Annotated in this window: 16 protein-coding genes and 1 pseudogene; 14 read left to right on the top strand and 3 right to left on the bottom strand. The window is 49.1% G+C overall.

Annotation, left to right across the window (positions count from 1 at the left end; all coding sequences use genetic code 11):
* The first annotated feature begins 214 nt into the window (after window positions 1–214).
* From SYN6312_RS19990 to SYN6312_RS14315, 11 genes are all read left to right on the top strand, one after another.
* Complete coding sequence (locus SYN6312_RS19990) at window positions 215–343, top strand: hypothetical protein (RefSeq protein ID WP_015125618.1); 129 nt, start codon at window positions 215–217, stop codon at window positions 341–343.
* A gap of 139 nt (window positions 344–482) precedes the next feature.
* Window positions 483–1,544, top strand: coding sequence for a zinc-dependent dehydrogenase (locus tag SYN6312_RS14360; protein ID WP_015125617.1), 1,062 nt, complete (start codon window positions 483–485; stop codon window positions 1,542–1,544).
* 35 nt (window positions 1,545–1,579) lie between these two features.
* The gene (locus SYN6312_RS14355) at window positions 1,580–2,344 is read left to right on the top strand and encodes a Zn-dependent protease (protein ID WP_015125616.1); all 765 of its coding nucleotides are present in this window, start codon (window positions 1,580–1,582) and stop codon (window positions 2,342–2,344) included.
* A 109-nt stretch (window positions 2,345–2,453) separates the two neighbouring features.
* Complete coding sequence (locus SYN6312_RS14350; protein ID WP_015125615.1) at window positions 2,454–4,148, top strand: SulP family inorganic anion transporter; 1,695 nt, start codon at window positions 2,454–2,456, stop codon at window positions 4,146–4,148.
* A gap of 53 nt (window positions 4,149–4,201) precedes the next feature.
* The gene (locus SYN6312_RS14345) at window positions 4,202–4,558 is read left to right on the top strand and encodes a cation:proton antiporter subunit C (protein ID WP_015125614.1); all 357 of its coding nucleotides are present in this window, start codon (window positions 4,202–4,204) and stop codon (window positions 4,556–4,558) included.
* Window positions 4,555–6,042, top strand: a complete 1,488-nt coding sequence (locus SYN6312_RS14340; RefSeq protein WP_015125613.1) for a cation:proton antiporter — start codon at window positions 4,555–4,557, stop codon at window positions 6,040–6,042. Before SYN6312_RS14345 ends, SYN6312_RS14340 begins: the two co-directional genes overlap by 4 nt.
* Window positions 6,039–6,443 (top strand): Na+/H+ antiporter subunit E, encoded by a 405-nt coding sequence (locus SYN6312_RS14335; RefSeq protein ID WP_015125612.1) that lies wholly within the window; start codon window positions 6,039–6,041, stop codon window positions 6,441–6,443. The genes SYN6312_RS14340 and SYN6312_RS14335 overlap by 4 nt, the downstream gene beginning before the upstream one ends.
* Complete coding sequence (locus SYN6312_RS14330; protein ID WP_015125611.1) at window positions 6,440–6,718, top strand: hypothetical protein; 279 nt, start codon at window positions 6,440–6,442, stop codon at window positions 6,716–6,718. Before SYN6312_RS14335 ends, SYN6312_RS14330 begins: the two co-directional genes overlap by 4 nt.
* Before the next feature lie 6 nt (window positions 6,719–6,724).
* Window positions 6,725–7,033: a monovalent cation/H(+) antiporter subunit G gene (locus tag SYN6312_RS14325; protein WP_015125610.1), complete on the top strand. Its 309-nt coding sequence runs from the start codon at window positions 6,725–6,727 to the stop codon at window positions 7,031–7,033.
* Window positions 7,017–7,655 carry a DUF4040 domain-containing protein gene (locus tag SYN6312_RS14320; RefSeq protein ID WP_015125609.1) on the top strand — a complete coding sequence of 213 codons (639 nt, stop codon included), beginning with the start codon at window positions 7,017–7,019 and terminating at the stop codon, window positions 7,653–7,655. The genes SYN6312_RS14325 and SYN6312_RS14320 overlap by 17 nt, the downstream gene beginning before the upstream one ends.
* Window positions 7,646–8,329, top strand: a complete 684-nt coding sequence (locus tag SYN6312_RS14315; RefSeq protein WP_015125608.1) for a Na(+)/H(+) antiporter subunit B — start codon at window positions 7,646–7,648, stop codon at window positions 8,327–8,329. The genes SYN6312_RS14320 and SYN6312_RS14315 overlap by 10 nt, the downstream gene beginning before the upstream one ends.
* Before the next feature lie 28 nt (window positions 8,330–8,357).
* Here the strand turns inward: SYN6312_RS14315 and carB are convergent, their stop codons facing one another.
* The gene (gene carB, locus SYN6312_RS14310; protein WP_015125607.1) at window positions 8,358–11,654 is read right to left on the bottom strand and encodes a carbamoyl-phosphate synthase large subunit; all 3,297 of its coding nucleotides are present in this window, start codon (window positions 11,652–11,654) and stop codon (window positions 8,358–8,360) included.
* Window positions 11,655–12,105: 451 nt separating this feature from the next.
* On the opposite strand from carB, the pseudogene SYN6312_RS19525 reads away from it, so the two are divergent.
* Window positions 12,106–12,952 (top strand): annotated as a pseudogene (locus SYN6312_RS19525) (IS630 family transposase).
* 120 nt (window positions 12,953–13,072) lie between these two features.
* Complete coding sequence (locus SYN6312_RS14300; RefSeq protein WP_015125606.1) at window positions 13,073–13,351, top strand: hypothetical protein; 279 nt, start codon at window positions 13,073–13,075, stop codon at window positions 13,349–13,351.
* A gap of 75 nt (window positions 13,352–13,426) precedes the next feature.
* On the opposite strand, the gene tkt is transcribed toward SYN6312_RS14300, so the two are convergent.
* Window positions 13,427–15,442 carry a transketolase gene (gene tkt, locus SYN6312_RS14295; RefSeq protein WP_015125605.1) on the bottom strand — a complete coding sequence of 672 codons (2,016 nt, stop codon included), beginning with the start codon at window positions 15,440–15,442 and terminating at the stop codon, window positions 13,427–13,429.
* Window positions 15,443–15,641: 199 nt separating this feature from the next.
* Window positions 15,642–16,226: a Uma2 family endonuclease gene (locus tag SYN6312_RS14290; RefSeq protein ID WP_015125603.1), complete on the bottom strand. Its 585-nt coding sequence runs from the start codon at window positions 16,224–16,226 to the stop codon at window positions 15,642–15,644.
* A 282-nt stretch (window positions 16,227–16,508) separates the two neighbouring features.
* On the opposite strand from SYN6312_RS14290, the gene SYN6312_RS14285 reads away from it, so the two are divergent.
* Window positions 16,509–17,921 carry an MFS transporter gene (locus SYN6312_RS14285; RefSeq protein WP_015125602.1) on the top strand — a complete coding sequence of 471 codons (1,413 nt, stop codon included), beginning with the start codon at window positions 16,509–16,511 and terminating at the stop codon, window positions 17,919–17,921.
* Window positions 17,922–17,924: the final 3 nt, after the last annotated feature.

The raw sequence follows: 17,924 nt of genomic DNA, 5'->3' as shown, positions 1-17,924 counted from the left end.
TCAGATTCTGATGATTGAGATTGCGTATTTAAAATGTGTTTGGAGGTCTGACTAGCAATATTCCCTAAAGTGTTGATCAGTCAAAATAATCTGGGTAACGCTATAAAACTTAACAATAACTTATCACATCAAGAAATATCACAATATTCTCAGAAAACAGAACCAGGCCCTAAGATCAAGGTAGCGGTTTATACAGTATTTAAGGAGCAAGGTTATGTGGATCGAATTCCGACAAGCCATGCAAAAGTTGTTCGAGGCCTGTGGACGCATCTTTACTCCTGCCAAGGATGATTACCCCGCCACTGGAACTCAACCCTATAGTGGTTCTGTTTCCAAACGTTAAGAACAGTTAGACATTCAATCAATGAAGGGTTTATCCCCCCAGGCCCCTGTCTGCCTCTCTTCCCTGATCCCATCTGCCAAAACTCGGAACCTCTCATGTTACCGTGTAGCAGTGTGACTCTAAACAAAGAAGGGTAAAGATGAAGGCGCAGGTGTTTCGGGGGGTTAATCATTTAAGCTACGAAGAACTTCCTCTTCCCGACTTAGGCGTTGATGAGGTTTTGGTACAAGTCAAGGTGGTGGGCTTGTGTCAATCGGATATTAAGAAAATTCGCTACCCCCTTTACGAACCCCCGCGGATTTTTGGTCATGAAACGGCCGGAGTCATTGCTGCGGTTGGCGAAAACGTTAAAAAATGGCAGATTGGGCAACGGGTTGTGGTGATGCATCATATCCCCTGTATGCGTTGTGATTACTGCCTGAATGAAAACTATTCCATGTGTCATGTGTATAAAACTGTGACGACTACGGCTGGATTTATCCCCAGTGGGGGTGGTTTTGCTGAATATGTCAAAGTTCCCGGCCACATTGTCGAAAACGGCGGACTAATTCCCATTCCAGATAACATTAGCTTTGACCAGGCCAGTTTTGTCGAACCAACCAATTGCTGTTTAAAAGCCGTTAAAAAGGCCCAAATTGCCCCAGGCCAAACCGTCCTCATCACCGGAGCCGGGCCGATTGGGTTGATGTTTATTATGTTGGTCAAATATTTTGGAGCTAAGGCCATCGCCACAGATTTAATCCCCGCCCGGATTAAGAAAGCCCAACAGGTGGGAGCCGAAGCGGCCTTTGATGCTCGGGATCCTGACTTAGTCAGTCAGATCCAGGCTTTAACCAAGGGCTTAGGGGTTGATGTTAGTTTATTAGCCGTTCCCAGTGAAAAGGCATTTTTCCAGGCCCTCGACTGTACCCGCAAAGGCGGTAAGATTCTCTTTTTTGCTGAGTTCCCCGATCAAGTGGAAATTCCCCTCAACCCCAATGTTCTCTATCAACGGGAAATTGACTTAATGGGCAGTTATAGTTCCTCCTATCGCGTCCAGGCCTTGGCTACGGATATTGTGTTTAACCGCCGCATTGATGTGGATGCCCTGATTAGTGATCGCTACCCCCTTGCGCAACTTGACCAGGCCGTGAATCAAGCTGTTGCGCCTACCCCAGAAACCTATAAGATTCTCATTTATCCAGAAGCGACCTCTTCCTAAGCGATTTTCCTTTTCACTCACTCTTCTTTTGGTTTATGGGTTGGTTCTTGCGTCCTTGGTGGCTGTTCTCTCTCCTATTAGGGTTAGGTCTAGCTTTGGGTCTCTCCCACTCACGGGGCCTGGCCAATAGCCATCAAGACCAGCAAATTACTCTCCCTCCCCTGCAAACCCATCCATTTCCGCCCACCCTCCAGGCCTGGTCTAAACCCCTTCCTACATCCCCCGGTCCTGGAACCCCCACTGCTGACTATTTTGATCAAGTTAAACAAACCGAAGTCGGGTATCTCATTTGGAGTCAGTTTCCAATTCAGGTTTATATTCAGCCCCCCGATAGTCCCACCGCCCAGGCCTGGATCGCCGCCGCCCAACAAGCCGTTCAAGAATGGCAAGCCTATCTACCCTTAAATCTATCGGCTAATCCGACTACGGCCGACATCACCATTCAAGCCAATCGGCCCAGTCATCGGAGTGGGGAGCGGGTCAGATCCGCCGAAACCTTCTATGAACTCTATGTTGATCCACACCATCATCTAGCCCATCGTTGTCAAGTCATCGTCCGCCCCACCCAGGCCCCGAAATATGTCTTAGCCGCTCTCCGTCATGAACTCGGCCATGCCCTCGGAATTTGGGGTCATAGTCCCTTAAACTCAGATGCCCTCTACTTTGCCCAAGTTGCCGACCCACCGCCTATTTCTGCCCGTGACATTCAAACCTTGATTCGTATCTATCAACAACCCACCCGTCTCGGCTGGCCTATCCCTGTTTCATCGAAAAAAACCATAGAGAAAACTCATTACTAGCATTGTTTAAAATCAATAAAAGAAAGGTCATCAATAGAGATAAAGTAATGACGACTCATTAAGTAATTGAACATAATTTAATACTGACTTTAATAATAGAGCCAAGTCTATGCCAATAACTAATAAGATTAACTTTCTTAACCTCCGAGGCGATTTATTTGGGGGTGTCACTGCCGCGATTGTCTCTCTGCCCTTATCTCTGGCTTTTGGAGTGGCATCAGGAGCCGGGCCAATTGCTGGGTTGTATGGAGCGGTTTGTGTCGGCTTTTTTGCGGCCTTATTTGGTGGGACTCCGACTTTAATTTCTGAACCCACAGGCCCGATGACAGTAGTGATGACAGCGATTGTGGCCAGTTTGACCGCTGCTAATCCTGACTATGGCCTGGCGATGGCGTTTACGGTGGTGATGCTGGCTGGGGTATTTCAGATTATTTTTGGCGTGTTCAAGCTAGGGAAATACATTACTTTAATGCCCTACAGTGTCATTTCTGGCTTTATGTCCGGGATTGGCGTGATTCTGATTATTCTGCAAATTGGGCCGTTCCTAGGTCAGTCTGCCCCCAAAGGAGGCGTTATTGGCACCGTCCGGGCATTACCAGAATTATTGAGTAATATTCATCCGGCGGCGGCTATTCTCGGCATTTTAACGGTGGCCATTATCTTCTTTACCCCCAAAAAAGTGAAGCGGCTTGTGCCGCCCCAATTAATTGCGCTTGTCGTTGGGACAATTCTTTCGCTGACTCTCTTCCAAAGTGCTGATCTGCGCCGGATTGGGGACTTGGGAGATATTCCGATGGGATTACCGGATTTTGTCCTACCCACCTTTAGCCCAGGCCAGATTACAACCATGCTGATCAATGGCGTGATGTTAGGGATGTTGGGCTGTATTGATACCTTGTTAACTGCTGTAATTGCCGACAGTCTCACCCGCACGGAGCATAATTCCGACAAAGAACTGATTGGGCAAGGGATTGGCAACATTGTCTCGGGCCTGTGTGGGGGCTTACCGGGAGCCGGGGCAACAATGGGGACTGTGGTTAATATTCAAACCGGGGCCAAAACAGCCGTTTCTGGGATTACCCGAGCCTTGATTCTGCTGGTGGTGGTGCTAGGGGCGGCCCGTTATACTCAACCGATTCCGATGGCGGTCTTGGCGGGGATTGCCCTCAAGGTGGGGATTGATATTCTTGATTGGAGTTTCCTGAAGCGGTCTCACAAAGTTTCAGTTAAAGGCTCCCTGATCATGTATGGGGTGCTGCTGCTGACGGTGTTTGTGGACTTGATTGTGGCGGTGGGTGTGGGGGTCTTTATTGCCAATATCCTCACGATTGAGCGACTGAGTAGCTTGCAGTCCTCTGAGGTGAAATTAATTTCTGATACGGATGATGATGCTCGCTTAACCCCGGAAGAACAGGCCCTTTTAGATGCCGGCCAGGGGCGGATTTTGCTGTTTTACCTCAGTGGCCCGATGATTTTTGGCCTTTCCAAAGCAATTGCCCGCGAACACAATGCCATGAAAGAGGCCGATGTTTTGGTGATGGACTTGAGTGATGTGCCGCTGTTGGGCGTAACTGCGTCCCTTGCCATTGAAAATGCGATTCGCGATGCCTCAGACAAAGGAGTAGTGGTCTATTTAGTTGGGGCAAGTGGGAAGGTATTGCAACGGTTGGAAAAATTGGGCCTGTTTAGCTGCATTACCCCAGATCATATCCTGACGGATCGAGCTGATGCCCTAGAGTTAGCGGTGGAGTATGTTAGAGAAAAGCACTCCGATTTGGAGGCCCCGGTGATTAGTCCGACCTAGGTTGCCTTTTTTAGCTTTAAATCTCGTCTATTAGTTTGTTTAAGGTTGTTCCAATGCTTTTAGAGGCCTCTGTGTTAGCGGCGATTTTAATTGGCTTTGGCGGCATGATTCTCAAACGAAATGTGCTGTTAAAAATCATTGCTCTCGATGTGATGAGTACCGGGGTGATTGCTTATTTTGTTCTAATTGCCGCCCGCACCGGCCTGTTTACACCAATTTTCTCCCATCTTAAAAATGTTAACTACGCGGATCCAGTGCCCCAGGCCGTGATTTTGACCGCGATTGTAATTGGATTTTCCAGCCAGGCCGTGTTATTAGTTGCGGCGATGAAGTTGGCCCGCGATAATCCTACCCTAGAAACAGATGTCCTTGAGGAACGGTATTTAGCCTTACCTCGGCCCAAACCATGAATAATCTCACGATTGCTTGGCTGTGTTTGCCGTTTTTCATGGGCCTGGTGATTTATTTACTCCCCCGCTGGGATCGCTATTTTGCCATTGGCACGCTGTTGATCTCGCTCTTGTTTTCTCTGCAAATCTTGGGGCTATCGCCAGGATTCCCAGTGCAGCTCTTGGATCAGTTTGGGGTGCATTTATATCTGGATTCTCTGGCGGGTTATTTTATCCTGACCAATGGCCTGGTCATGGTGGCGGTGGTGATGGAGAGTTGGCAAAACCGGCAGAACTATTTTTTCTTGGCCTTGTTGATGTTTCTCCACGGGGGCTTAAATTCCTGCTTTATTGCCAATGATTTAATCAGTCTCTATGTCGCCCTAGAAGTTGTGAGTTTGGTCGTCTTTCTATTGATCGCCTATCCCCGTGCCGAAAAAGCGATTTGGTTAGCCTTGCGCTATTTAATGATCAGCAATACCGCCCTGTTGTTTTATTTAATGGGAGCGGTTTTAGTCTATCAGGCCAATCATTCCTTTATGTTTAGCGGTTTGAGCCAGGCCCCACCGGAAGCCATTGTCACCATTTTCTTAGGATTAATGACGAAAGGAGGATTATTTATTTCCGGTCTCTGGTCGCCCTTAACCAACGCTGAATCAGCCGCCAATGTTTCCGCCTTGCTCTCAGGCATTATTGAAAAAGCCGCTATCTTTCCCCTGGTCAGATTTGCCCTCTTGCTCCCGGATTTGGCCTGGCCCTTACAACTGCTGGGCATCCTCGCGGCGATCTTTGGGGTTGGCTTCGCCTTGGTACAGCGGGATCTGAAACGGTTGTTGGCCTTTAGTACGATTTCCCAATTAGGCTGGTTATTAGTGGCCCCAGAGGTGAGTGGATTTTATGGGTTAGCCCATGGCCTGGCAAAGTCTGGCTTATTTCTAACCACCGGCCAACTTCCCCACCGCAATTTTGATGATTATGGAACTCAGCCCTTAAATGGAATACTGTGGCTCGGGTTAGTCATTCCCAGTTTGTCCATCTGTGGCTTACCGCTTTTGGCCGGCTTTGGGGCGAAATCATTAGCGTTAGAAAACTTGAGTGGTGGGCCGATGATCCTGATGACGGTGGCGGCGGTGAGTACAGTTATCGCTTACAGTAAACTTCTGTTTATCCCCCATCAACCCGTATTTCTAGGTCAGACAAATTTAGCCATCACCGCGGCCAACTCAACTGCTCCGGATCCAGTGGCGGGCGTTTCCCCAGGGTATTTGTTGGCCAGTGTTTGGTTAATCCTAGGCCTGGTGGTGGCCAATGGCGTGGATCTTTCTGCTTACACTTTTTCTGGAATTCTGAAGGGATTAGGTACGATTGCGGTTGGGTTGGTTATTTATTATTTAATTGGGGGGAAGATTAGGGTGGAAAATCCCCAGGCCTGGGAAGGATTAGAGCATTTAATTGGGATGATGAGTTTGATTTTAATTGGCTTGTTTTGGCTGGTGTCACAATGACGGGATACTTAAACTTAATTCTCAGACTCGCGATTTGGTTTTTGTTGACCGCCGATTTTGGGTTGACCAATATCATCATTGGCGTAACAGTCTGCTTATTGTTACCGCGCACTCATCGCTCCCCCGGTCGATTAGAGGATTGGCTCCAGGCCCTATGGAAAGTGATGAAAGCAGTCCCCCAGGCCTATCTGGAAGCATTCCAAATGATGATTAAACCCCATACAAAAGTCGTCATTATGCGGCAAAAAGCCCCACCTCAGCGGACTCCAGGCCTGGTTTTTTTAGACATTTTTCTGATTACATTCACCCCAAAAACCATTGTCTTTAATTATGAACATGACGAGCATCATGACGACTGGTATGCAATCCATAAAATTCAACCCAAAGAGATACAACCATGAATTGGATAGCCTGGGGCATGTTGGTTGCGTTATTAATTCCATTGTGGGTTGCGGCCCAGCAGGATAATATTTGGCAGAAAATGCTAGCTTTTGCCAGTGTGGCCACCAAAACATCAATCCTCATCCTAGTCGTTTCCGTGGCCCGAGATGATTGGATGATTGGGGTTGTCGGCGTGATTATTCTCAGTGTGGGCAATGCGGCTTTAATGCTCCTCGCCCAAGTCATTAAACGCGTCAATGATGTATCTGAATCTCAATCACTATCTGGGAGTTAGAGTCTGATGTTGACACTCTTAAGTTATGGTTGCTTTGGCCTGGGCCTGGTGTTTTGGTTTTTGGGGACAATTCCGCTGTTAAGTCAACGCAGCGTACTGTATAAACTTCATGGCCTTTCAGTCTCTGATACCTTGGGTTCCCTGACGATTATTATTGGTCTGTTAATCAAAATCCCGCGGGAATGGCCCCTATTAGTCCTGGCAATTATTTCTCTCGCCATCTGGAATACGGTCTTGGGCTATGTCTTAGCTTACTGCTCAACTCCAGCTAACTCCACCCTGATCCCGAAGGATGACCATGGCCGCCCACTCTGAGCCACTGATGACAGGCATCATGATTTTGTTGCCCCTGGCGGCCGGTATGGTGGTGTTCCAGGCCAATCCCTACTATGCCCTAGTGATCCGAGGCATTTTGGGAGCCATTGCCGCCTTAATCTATGCCCTCTTGGGAGCCGCGGATGTGGCTTTGACCGAAGCCCTAGTTGGAACCATGTTGGCGATTACGCTCTATGCTGTGGCGGTGCGCTCTTCTTTGGTGATGCGTTTGGGTGTCTTAGCAGAACTCTGCCAAAACCGTGATGACAACACCTGCGATCCGGTCAACGAGGCCCCGTTTGCGGAGATGATTGCGGCCTATCGTCAGATTATTGCTCCCTATCATTTGCGCTTGGAACTTGTCCCTTACCCGGATACAGAACAGCTTACCCAAGCCCTCAAGTCACGAGTTGTTCACGGAATCTGCCACCTCAGCCCGCTGCGCGCCCCCCAATCCTTTGACATCCTGGTGCGGATTCCTCGTTTATTTGACATTCTCCAGGCCGGCCTCACCCCGAATCTGATCCACCATAGCCGTTTAACCCTGACCCACCCCAGCACCGCCACCTCACTAGACTCTGAATCTGTCATTTTTCCCCCGGAATCAGACCCATGCGACTAACCATCACACCCCTAAAACTGTTGTACTGCCTGGCTGGTCTTGGTTTGAGCTTGAAGGTATTGTGGATAGGCAATCCTGTTTTAGACATCACCGGTCTGGCGATTGTCAAAGCCATTGCTGAAGAGAGTGGCGTACCCAATGCGGTGACTGGGCTTATTTTTCGCAATCGTCTCCATGACACCATGTTTGAGGTCTTGGTCTTCACCATTGCCATTATGGGCGCGGGATTCCTCCTCGCCAATGAAACCCCCCTCAGCCAAATTTATCAATTTCGGGATCAGCCCTCGATTGTCTTAGCACGGTTAGGCGCGACTATTTCCGCCTTGGTCAGCATTGAACTAGCCATTCGGGGGCATCTCAGTCCGGGAGGTGGATTTGCAGCGGGGGTGGCCGGGGGGACAGCCATTGGCCTGGTGGCGTTGATTTCCTCACCGGAGCGGCTGCAAAGTTTCTATCAACGCTGGCACATAGGCATTTGGGAAAAGCTCTCTGTTTTGGTGTTCATTGTTTTGGCTGCCGTGACCTTAATGGGCTGGGAATTACCGCCAGGAGAACTGGGGGGCCTGGTCAGTGGTGGCATCATTCCGATCCTGAATATGTTGGTCGCGTTTAAAGTGGCCTTAGGGTCGTGGGCGGCAATTTTAATTTTTATTCGCTATCGGGGCCTGTTGTAGGGGCCTGGAAACACACAAAACTGCTTGACTAACTACTGTGATAGTCCTGAATCGCTTTCACTTGTAAGGGATTTGTTTGCAGGGCTTTGATGGCAGCGGCGGTGGCTTTGGCTCCGGCAATTGTCGTTACCATCGGGATTTTATAGGTCAAGGCAGACCGGCGAATTAACCGACCATCGGCCTGGGCTTCTTCCCCGGAGGGGGTGTTCAAGATCAGATGGATTTGTTGGTTTTTGATGGCATCCAAAACATTGGGCCGCCCTTCATGGAGTTTGAGCACCAGTTCAATATTTTCCAGGCCAGAGTCCAGTAAGGCCGCCCGTGTCCCTTCTGTCGCTAAAACCTGAAACCCCAGGGCCTGTAAATCTTTAATCACCGGGGCAATCGCTTTTTTATCCCGATTACTCATGGAGACAAAGACCGTTCCCGATAATGGCAGTTTTTGATTAGCAGAGAGTTGGGACTTGGCAAAGGCCTGGCCAAAATCCACGTCAATCCCCATGGCTTCACCCGTGGAGCGCATTTCCGGGCCGAGGAGGGTATCGGTGCCAGCAAATTTCTCAAAGGGCAACACCGCTTCTTTGACCGCCACATGGTTGGGAATTTTTTCTGCCGTCAGACCCAGTTCTGCCAAGGTTTTTCCTGACATCAAGCGGGCGGCAATTTTGGCAAGGGGAATCCCAATGGCTTTTGAGACAAAGGGAACCGTCCGAGAGGCGCGGGGGTTGGCTTCAATCATAAAGATTTGATCCCCCTGCACCGCCAACTGCAAATTCATCAGGCCAATCACATTCAAGGCTTTGGCTAAGGAGACACTCCAGGCCCGGATCGTTTCTAAGACCTGGGGCGACAGGGTTTGGGGCGGCAAACTACAAGCAGAATCTCCAGAGTGAATCCCGGCCTGTTCAATGTGCTCCATCACCCCACCAATAACCACATTTCCTTGGGCATCAGCAATAGCATCCACATCCACTTCAATGGCATTTTCGAGAAACTTATCAATCAAAATCGGGTGATCCGGTTCGACCAAAACGGCATAGGTCATGTAGCGTTCCAGTTCACTGTCGGAATAGACAATTTCCATGGCCCGACCGCCTAAAACATAACTGGGGCGAACCACCACGGGGTAACTAATTCGTTGGGCCACGGCCAGGGCTTCATTAAAACTCCGGGCCAGGCCATTGGCGGGTTGAGGAATGTCTAGCTCCCGTAAAATCCGTTCAAACCGCTCCCGATCTTCAGCAATATCAATGGAATCTGGTGATGTACCCCAAATTTTGGTGGTGCCTTCTGGCCCTTGTTGATTTAGGTAGGCCTGGAGCGGAACCGCCAGTTTTAAGGGCGTTTGACCGCCAAATTGAATGATCACGCCCACGGGTTTTTCGACTTCGATGATATTCAAAACATCTTCTTTGGTCAGGGGTTCAAAATAAAGGCGGTCACTGGTGTCGTAGTCGGTGGAGACGGTTTCCGGGTTGGAGTTGACCATGATCGTTTCATAGCCATCCGCAGACAAAGCATAGGCGGCATGACAACAGCAATAGTCAAACTCAATCCCTTGGCCGATGCGGTTCGGGCCAGAGCCGAGAATCATCACTCGTGGTTTCGTGGCTGGTAACACTTCCGAGTCGGGGGCGATGGTTTCCACTTGACCGGATTCCAAATTTACCCGTTGGGTGGGGCGTTCATAAGCCGAGTAGTAGTAGGGCGTGGTGGCTTCAAATTCAGCGGCGCAGGTATCCACGGTTTTATAGACCGGAATCACAGCCAAGGATTTACGATAGGCCCGCACTTGATCTTCCGTGGATTTGGTTGCGTAGGCAATTTGGCGATCACTGAATCCCTGTTGCTTCACCGTCCACATTTCATCAGCAGTGATTTGGGTTAGGGCTTTGCGCTTGAGGAATTTCTCGGTTTCTAATAATTCTTGGAATTCGTGTAAGAACCAGGGATCAATGGCAGTGAGTTCATAAATATCCTCAACGGTCATTCCCATCAACATGGCCTGGCGCACCGTGAGAATCCGGTCGGGGTTGGGAGTCCGGAGGTTAGCCCGAATATGCTCGAGACTAGGGAGTTTCTCCGCTTGATCACAGCCCCAACCCGCCCGGCCTGTTTCCAGAGACCGTAATGCTTTTTGAAACGACTCTTGGAAGGTTCGCCCCATGGCCATGGCTTCACCAACAGATTTCATTTGGGTGGTCAATACGGCCTGGGAACCAGGGAATTTTTCAAAGGCAAACCGGGGAATTTTGGTGACAACATAGTCAATTGTCGGTTCAAAGCTGGCCGGGGTTTTCCGGGTGATGTCGTTGGGAATTTCATCGAGGGTATAACCCACTGCCAGTTTCGCCGCCATCTTGGCAATCGGAAACCCAGTCGCCTTAGAAGCCAGGGCCGACGAACGGGAAACGCGGGGATTCATCTCAATCACAATGAAGTCGCCGTTGTCCGGATTCACCGCAAATTGAATATTGGAGCCGCCGGTTTCGACACCAATTTCCCGAATGATCTTAATCGAGGCATCCCGGAGGCGTTGATATTCCTTATCGGTCAGGGTTTGGGCTGGAGCCACGGTAATCGAGTCGCCAGTATGAATCCCCATCGGGTCAATATTTTCAATGGAGCAAATGATCACCACATTATCGGCTAAGTCCCGCATCACCTCCAACTCGTATTCTTTCCAGCCAATTAGGGACTGCTCAATCAAAATCTGAGAGACCGGACTGGCATCTAACCCGGACGCGGCAATTTCTTCAAATTCTTCTTGGTTGTAGGCAATCCCGCCCCCGGTTCCTCCAAGCGTAAACGCTGGCCGAATGATGAGGGGATAGCTCCCGATTTGGTGGGCAATAGCCTTCGACTCTGCCATGGTTTCCGCCAGGCCCGAGGGACAAACCGGGACACCAATTCGAGCCATGGCTTCTTTGAACAGTTTCCGGTCTTCAGCCATTTCAATCGCGGGTAACTTGGCCCCAATTAACTCAACGCCGTATTTTTCCAGTACTCCAGATTTGGCCAAACTCACGGCTAAATTCAAGGCCGTTTGCCCACCCATGGTTGGGAGCATGGCATCCGGTTGTTCTTTGGCAATCACCTTTTCGACAATTTCAGGCGTGAGAGGTTCAATGTAGGTGCGATCCGCTGTTTCCGGATCCGTCATGATCGTGGCTGGGTTGGAGTTGATCAGGATTACCTCGTAGCCTTCTTCCCGTAATGCCTTACAGGCCTGGGTGCCAGAGTAGTCAAATTCACAGGCCTGGCCAATCACAATGGGCCCTGAGCCAATCAGGAGAATTTTTTTCAGGTCAGTACGACGGGGCATAGATCACAGCGGCCAAATGAGATTCTGTTTAATCCTACACTGCCAGGCCAGTTCTACTCTGTAATCAAATTGGCTGAAATATCGGTCGCTGCTAGGGCTTGACTCAGCCTTTTCATATTTAGGGACTGGGGTAGCTCGGTTAGTTATCTCCACACCCTAGAGGGCCTGATCAATTTCTATCCCGATAATAACGATAATTAGTCCGTAACTCCTGTAAGTGAAAATCTCACTCTTCAACCTGGAGAGGTATTTATATTTAATTGATTTAAAGCACGATTGCAACGAGTTGTGTGTCTAAAGCAGATGCCCTACCTGCATTTAACTATCCAAAAATGGAGATCAAATATCAACTAATATTAAGCTAAAACATCATGGCCTGACATTCCTAAATTCTGAAGCGATGACAGTAATGATATAGTACTTTCAATTAAGAAGTAAAGATGAAAAGTCAATGCCGTACAGCATGGATTTGCGCACCCGAGTCGTGACCTTTGTAAAAGAGGGTGGCAGCAAAGCAGAGGCATCTCGTCGGTTTCAGGTGTGTCCGGCAACGGTCTATAACTGGTTGAACCGAGAGGATTTACGTCCCACCGTTGTCAAACGTCGTCAGCGCAAGCTCGATTGGGCGGTTCTAGAACAGCACGTTAAAGACCACCCCAATGCCCGCCTCTGTGACCGAGCAGCCCATTTCGGGGTGAACATTCACGCCATTTGGTATGCCCTGAAGCAGATGAAAATTACCCGAAAAAAAACAGCAAAAGTATCGAGAACGCAATCCTCAGGAACGTCAAGTCTATCTCAAGCAATTACAGGAGATTGTGAAGCGACAGGGGTCGAGACATCTCGTTTACATCGATGAAAGTGGCTTTGACAACCGAGTCTCTCAACCCTGGGGGTGGGCCCAACGAGGCACCAAGCTTTTTGCAGACAGAACCGGAAAACGAGAAAAACGGGAAAATCTACTCATGGCCAGATGCAAAGATGCTCTATTAGCCCCCATGGTAGTTGAGGGAAGCGTTGATGCCGGATGTTTTGAGAAATGGCTGTCTGAGTGGGTATTACCGACCCTCCAAGTCCCGTCCGTGTTGATTTTAGACAATGCCCCGATTCACCGGAAAAATGTGATTCGAGACATTGCCCACCAATGCGCGCATCAGGTGCTCTTCCTACCCAAATACTCGCCAGACTTTAACAAGATTGAGCACGATTTTGCTGCCTTGAAGAAACGAAGACAGTATGCAACGCCAGACACCGCCATTGATGACATTATTCGAGACTATGCCAACCGCAATCTCTAAGACTTATTTGTAATTACTATATCTTTCAGACCTGGATATACTGGCAGCCAATCAAAATGACATGATTCGGATTATTTTGGCTGGCAAAACAACTCGTCAGGAGCGTGAAATCAATGAAAAATGAAAGTTGAAATTCTCAAAAAACGACTCAATAAAGAATGTCCAATGACAACGACTCGGATGCCTGAAGATGTGATTCAAGAGTTAAAACAAATCGCGTCTTTACTAGTTTTTTGGGGTTATCAGCCTCTAATTGGTGCTGATATTGGTCAAGGCTTGCGCACTGACTTAGAACAACTTGAAGACGATAAAGTTTCTGCGCTAGTGGCTAGCTTAAAACGTCATAGGGTAAGTGATGAGGTGCTACAAACGGCCTTGATGGAAACAACAATAAATTAACGTGGCGTTGCATAATTCTGAGATGCCATTCATCCCGCCACTATACAACGCCTAACAGTGAACGTTTAGGAAAATCTAACCTAAGAGAGCTTCAGCCTTAGCCAAAACATTGTCCACGGAGAAGCCAAATTTTTCCATGACCACACCACCGGGAGCCGAAGCCCCAAAGCGATCAATGCTGACCGTATCGCCTTCAGTCCCAATATATTTATGCCAACCAAAACTAGAGGCTGCTTCCACGGATAACCGCTTGGTCACGGCTTTCGGCAAGACAGACTCTTTATAAGCTGCATCTTGGGCTTCGAACAAGTCAAAGGAGGGCATTGAAACCACCCGGACCTTTTTACCCGCCGCCGTTAACTTCTCCGCCGCTGTGATGCAAAGATTCAACTCAGAACCCGTGCCAATCAAAATCAACTCCGGTGTGCCCTCACAGTCAGCTACCACATAGGCCCCTTTTGTAACCCCCTCAATCGAGGTCGTATCCAAGTTGGGCAGGTTTTGCCGCGAGAAGGCCAGTAGGGTGGGTTTGTGTTCCTTGGCCTGGGTAATGGCCACATAGTAGGCCCCAGAGGCTTCGGTACCATCGGCGGGCCGGATCACCGTCAAGTTGGGAATCGCTCGCAGAGAAGCCAAGGTTTCAATCGGTTGGTGAGTGGGGCCGTCTTCCCCTTGCCCAATGGAATCGTGGGTCATCACCCAAATTACCCCAGCCTCAGACAGTGCAGACAACCGAATCGCCGCCCGCATATAGTCTGTGAAAATTAAGAAGGTGGCACCGTAGGGAATCAAGCCCGAACCATGCAAGGCAATCCCGTTACAGATGGCTCCCATGGCGTGTTCTCGCACCCCAAAGTGGATGTTACGGTTTTGGTATTGCCCTTTTTGGAAGTCGCCATAGCCCTTCAGTTCGGTCAAGTTGGAGTGGGTCAAGTCTGCCGAACCGCCAATCAATTCCGGTAGCACCGGGGCAAGTTTGTTTAAGCAGGTTTCGGAGTTTTTCCGGGTAGGGAGAGCTTTATCGGCGGCGGTGTAGGTGGGCAGCACACTATCCCAGTTAGCGGGTAACTGTCCCGAAATTTGCCGCTCAAAGGCCGCTGCTTCTGTTGGATATTTGGTTTTGTATTGGGCATAGGTGGATTGCCACTCCGCCTCGTAGCTGGCTCCCCGTTCAATCGCTTTACGCATGTGGGCTAGGGCATCTGCTGGAACGTCAAAGGGGGCAAATTCCCACCCCAAGTTTTCCCGCATTAACTTGACTTCATCACCACCCAAGGCCGCACCGTGCACCCCCGCTGTATTCGCTTTATTAGGTGAGCCATAACCAATCGTGGTCGTGACTTTAATCATCGTCGGTTTGTCGGTGACAGATTTAGCGGTTTCGATGGCTTTGGCAATGGCCGCAATATCCGTGTTGCCGTTTTCCACATGGAGGATGTGCCAACCGTAGGCTTCAAACCGTTTCGAGACATCTTCGGTGAAGGCCACATCCGTCGAGCCATCAATTGAAATGTGGTTGTCGTCGTAGAGAGCAATGAGTTTACCCAGGCCCCAGTGACCAGCAATCGAGGCCGCTTCCCCAGAAATTCCTTCCATGTTGCAGCCATCACCCAAAATCACATAGGTGTAATGGTCAACTAATGTGCAATCGGGCTTGTTATAGGTGGCGGCTAAATGGGCTTCAGCAACGGCTAACCCAACCGCATTGGCAATCCCTTGACCGAGGGGGCCGGTGGTGACTTCTACGCCCGCGGTTTCAAAGTTTTCCGGGTGACCGGGAGTTTTGGATTTCCACTGTCGAAAGCTTTTAATGTCGTCAATCGTGACACTGTCATAGCCTGTCAAATAGAGCAAGGCATACTGCAACATACTGCCATGACCCGCGGATAAGACAAACCGATCCCGATTAAACCATTTGGGATTTTTGGGATTGAACCGCATAAATTGGTCATAGAGGACAAACCCCATCGGAGCGGCTCCCATCGGTAAACCGGGATGACCAGATTTGGCCTTTTCCACGGCATCAACGGCAAGAAAGCGAATGGAGTTAATACAAAGTTCTTCGAGGGACTGAGTAGTTGCGACTGGCATGATGCTTCTGGAGTGGGGTATGTGGACAACGAGAGGGAAAATTACGGATCAATCCCAGGCCATTCCGAGGGAAAACTTAGGATGACTTTCAGTAGGTAATAATACTTAACAATGCAGGGCTGATCAATATATCCCAAGGGTATCATGGTCTGTCTCTCCCTCAACTCTGGAAAAATATGGGGCAGATTAAGTAGATTGCCTATTCAAAGGAAAGGGGCGCAAACAGGTTCGCAATTGGTAGGGAAAATTCTGGAATTACATCCTCGCCATCAAGAGAATCCCCAGACTTCAATAGCCGATCTGGTTCTTGGGCAGAGTAATAGGTCAAAACAAAGTGTTCGTTGGGATTAATCACCCATACCAACCGGGAGCCATTATCGAAATACTCAACCAGCTTTTGATGAATCTCTTCTACGGTGTTGCCCGGAGATAATATTTCAACCGCCAAATCAGGTGCACCCTCAAGAAAACCAGAAGGCAAATGACTCATTCCCCGCAACCGCTCTTTTGCAAAGAAGGAAATATCGGGAGAGCGTTTATTCCCGCTTTTCATCTTGAAGGCTGTGCTGGAGTCAAATACTATCCCGAGTTGTTGCTCATTGACTGCACCAAATAGGGCAGAACTGAGAATTATGGCAATTTGACCATGTATGGCGCCTGAATTCCCCATATCCACTAGTTCTCCATTGACGATTTCGTAGCGATGCCCGTCTTGGGCCAGGGCCATGAAGGCTTCATCTGTCCAGGCCGGGTTCTCAATTTTTAATTCGCCAACGATAGACATAATTATCCCCATGCTCCTGAGTAATTCCTAAGGCTGAAGCAAAACTCTGGCTTGATGCCTTGCCCGACACATGATCAGGGTTCCAGCAATACCCTGCTAATTTTTCGATTGGAGTGATGGCAAACTCCCCATGAGGTAGCTTCATTAGACTGGCCAAGCCATAGGAATAATTATAGGTATCGGCCCCATAACTGCCAGATTAACCCGGCCAGGGGATGATACTTAAAGGCAATATTTTTAGCCCTGGTTGTAAATCATGACTCGTGAGGAGGAGGTGTCCCAATGGTCAGTCGTCCAATGACAAAGCCCTTAACACTTGGAGAAAAGCTGGCCTTTGGGGCGGGGGATTTAGGCACGGCAATTACGGCCAATATTCTCGTTTTTTTTCTGTTGATCTTTTTTACCAATGTGGCGGGGATGAATGCAGGCCTGGCGGGTAGTGTCCTGATGATTGGCAAAATTTGGGATGCGATTAATGATCCAGTGATTGGGGTCTTGAGTGACCGGACGAAAAATGCCCGTTGGGGCCGCCGTCATTCCTGGATGTTTTGGGGAGCAATTCCCTTTGGCTTAACCTTCTTTTTGCAGTGGATTATTCCCACCGATAACCAATGGGTTCTATTTGCCTACTATGTCCTGGTTGGGATTTTGTTTAACACCTGTTACACCGCAGTGAACTTGCCCTACACGGCGATGACCCCAGAGATGACCCAAGACTACAACGAGCGCACCAGCCTCAATAGTTTTCGGTTTACGTTTTCCATTGGTGGCAGTATTGGCTCACTGCTTTTAGCCCAGGTCATTTTTCAGCAGGTGAAAGACCCCGTCAACCAATATCTGATCATTGGCCTGGTCACGGCGATTATTTCGGTGTTGCCTTTGTATTGGTGTATTTTCGGCACCCGCAACCGGATTAAAGCTGCTGAAGCCATTCATTTAGCCGCGCCTGTCCAAGAGCAAATTCCCTATAAGCAACAACTCAAGCTGGTGTTTAGCAATCGGCCTTTTGTCTATGTGATGGGGATTTATTTGTGTTCTTGGTTGGCCGTGCAAATTACGGCTTCGATGATTGCGTTTTTTGTGATTGATTGGATGAAACTCCCGGCGGCGGCGGCAACTCAGGTGGCTTTGGCGGTTCAGGGAACGGCGTTGGTGATGTTATTTGCCTGGAGTTGGTTTAGTAAACGCTACGGCAAAAAGGCGGTCTATTTCTTTGGCATGGTGATTTGGATGATTGCCCAGGCCGGGTTATTTTTCTTGCAGCCCCATCAGGTGGGATTAATGTATGGGATGGCAATTTTGGCTGGGATTGGCGTGTCCACGGCCTATTTGATTCCTTGGTCCATGATTCCCGATGTGGTGGATTTAGATGAACTCAATACGGGGCAACGGCGGGAAGGGATTTTTTATGGCTTTATGGTGCTGTTGCAAAAAATGGGGCTGGCCTTTGGGTTGTTTATTGTTGGACAAGGGTTAAATTTTGCTGGGTTTATTTCCTCGGGGCCTGGAGAAACTCCACCAATTCAACCGGATTCTGCCTTGTTAGCCATTCGGTTAGCCATTGGGCCAGTTCCGACTGTGTTTTTAGCCTTGGGGATTGTCTTGGCTTATCTCTATCCCATTACTCAGGAATACCACACCCAAATTCTCCTTAAACTCCAAGAACGGCACCAGGCCAACTCAGAAGAGGGCTAACCC

The organism is Synechococcus sp. PCC 6312 (genome assembly GCF_000316685.1).
Taxonomy (GTDB): Bacteria; Cyanobacteriota; Cyanobacteriia; order Thermosynechococcales; family Thermosynechococcaceae; genus Pseudocalidococcus.
This window is presented reverse-complemented; position numbering and strand designations above follow the sequence as displayed.

Excerpts from the sequence above, each read along its gene's own strand:
- SYN6312_RS14340 (WP_015125613.1), top strand. The coding sequence starts at position 4,555 with ATGAATAATCTCACGATTGCTTGGCTGTGTTTGCCGTTTTTCATGGGC.
- SYN6312_RS14285 (WP_015125602.1), top strand. The coding sequence starts at position 16,509 with ATGGTCAGTCGTCCAATGACAAAGCCCTTAACACTTGGAGAAAAGCTG.
- SYN6312_RS14360 (WP_015125617.1), top strand. The coding sequence starts at position 483 with ATGAAGGCGCAGGTGTTTCGGGGGGTTAATCATTTAAGCTACGAAGAA.
- SYN6312_RS14345 (WP_015125614.1), top strand. The coding sequence starts at position 4,202 with ATGCTTTTAGAGGCCTCTGTGTTAGCGGCGATTTTAATTGGCTTTGGC.
- SYN6312_RS14325 (WP_015125610.1), top strand. The coding sequence starts at position 6,725 with ATGTTGACACTCTTAAGTTATGGTTGCTTTGGCCTGGGCCTGGTGTTT.
- SYN6312_RS14355 (WP_015125616.1), top strand. The coding sequence starts at position 1,580 with ATGGGTTGGTTCTTGCGTCCTTGGTGGCTGTTCTCTCTCCTATTAGGG.
- SYN6312_RS14335 (WP_015125612.1), top strand. The coding sequence starts at position 6,039 with ATGACGGGATACTTAAACTTAATTCTCAGACTCGCGATTTGGTTTTTG.
- SYN6312_RS19990 (WP_015125618.1), top strand. The coding sequence starts at position 215 with ATGTGGATCGAATTCCGACAAGCCATGCAAAAGTTGTTCGAGGCCTGT.
- SYN6312_RS14320 (WP_015125609.1), top strand. The coding sequence starts at position 7,017 with ATGGCCGCCCACTCTGAGCCACTGATGACAGGCATCATGATTTTGTTG.
- carB (WP_015125607.1), bottom strand. The coding sequence starts at position 11,654 with ATGCCCCGTCGTACTGACCTGAAAAAAATTCTCCTGATTGGCTCAGGG.
- SYN6312_RS14330 (WP_015125611.1), top strand. The coding sequence starts at position 6,440 with ATGAATTGGATAGCCTGGGGCATGTTGGTTGCGTTATTAATTCCATTG.
- SYN6312_RS14315 (WP_015125608.1), top strand. The coding sequence starts at position 7,646 with ATGCGACTAACCATCACACCCCTAAAACTGTTGTACTGCCTGGCTGGT.
- SYN6312_RS14290 (WP_015125603.1), bottom strand. The coding sequence starts at position 16,226 with ATGTCTATCGTTGGCGAATTAAAAATTGAGAACCCGGCCTGGACAGAT.
- SYN6312_RS14350 (WP_015125615.1), top strand. The coding sequence starts at position 2,454 with ATGCCAATAACTAATAAGATTAACTTTCTTAACCTCCGAGGCGATTTA.
- SYN6312_RS14300 (WP_015125606.1), top strand. The coding sequence starts at position 13,073 with ATGAAAGTTGAAATTCTCAAAAAACGACTCAATAAAGAATGTCCAATG.
- tkt (WP_015125605.1), bottom strand. The coding sequence starts at position 15,442 with ATGCCAGTCGCAACTACTCAGTCCCTCGAAGAACTTTGTATTAACTCC.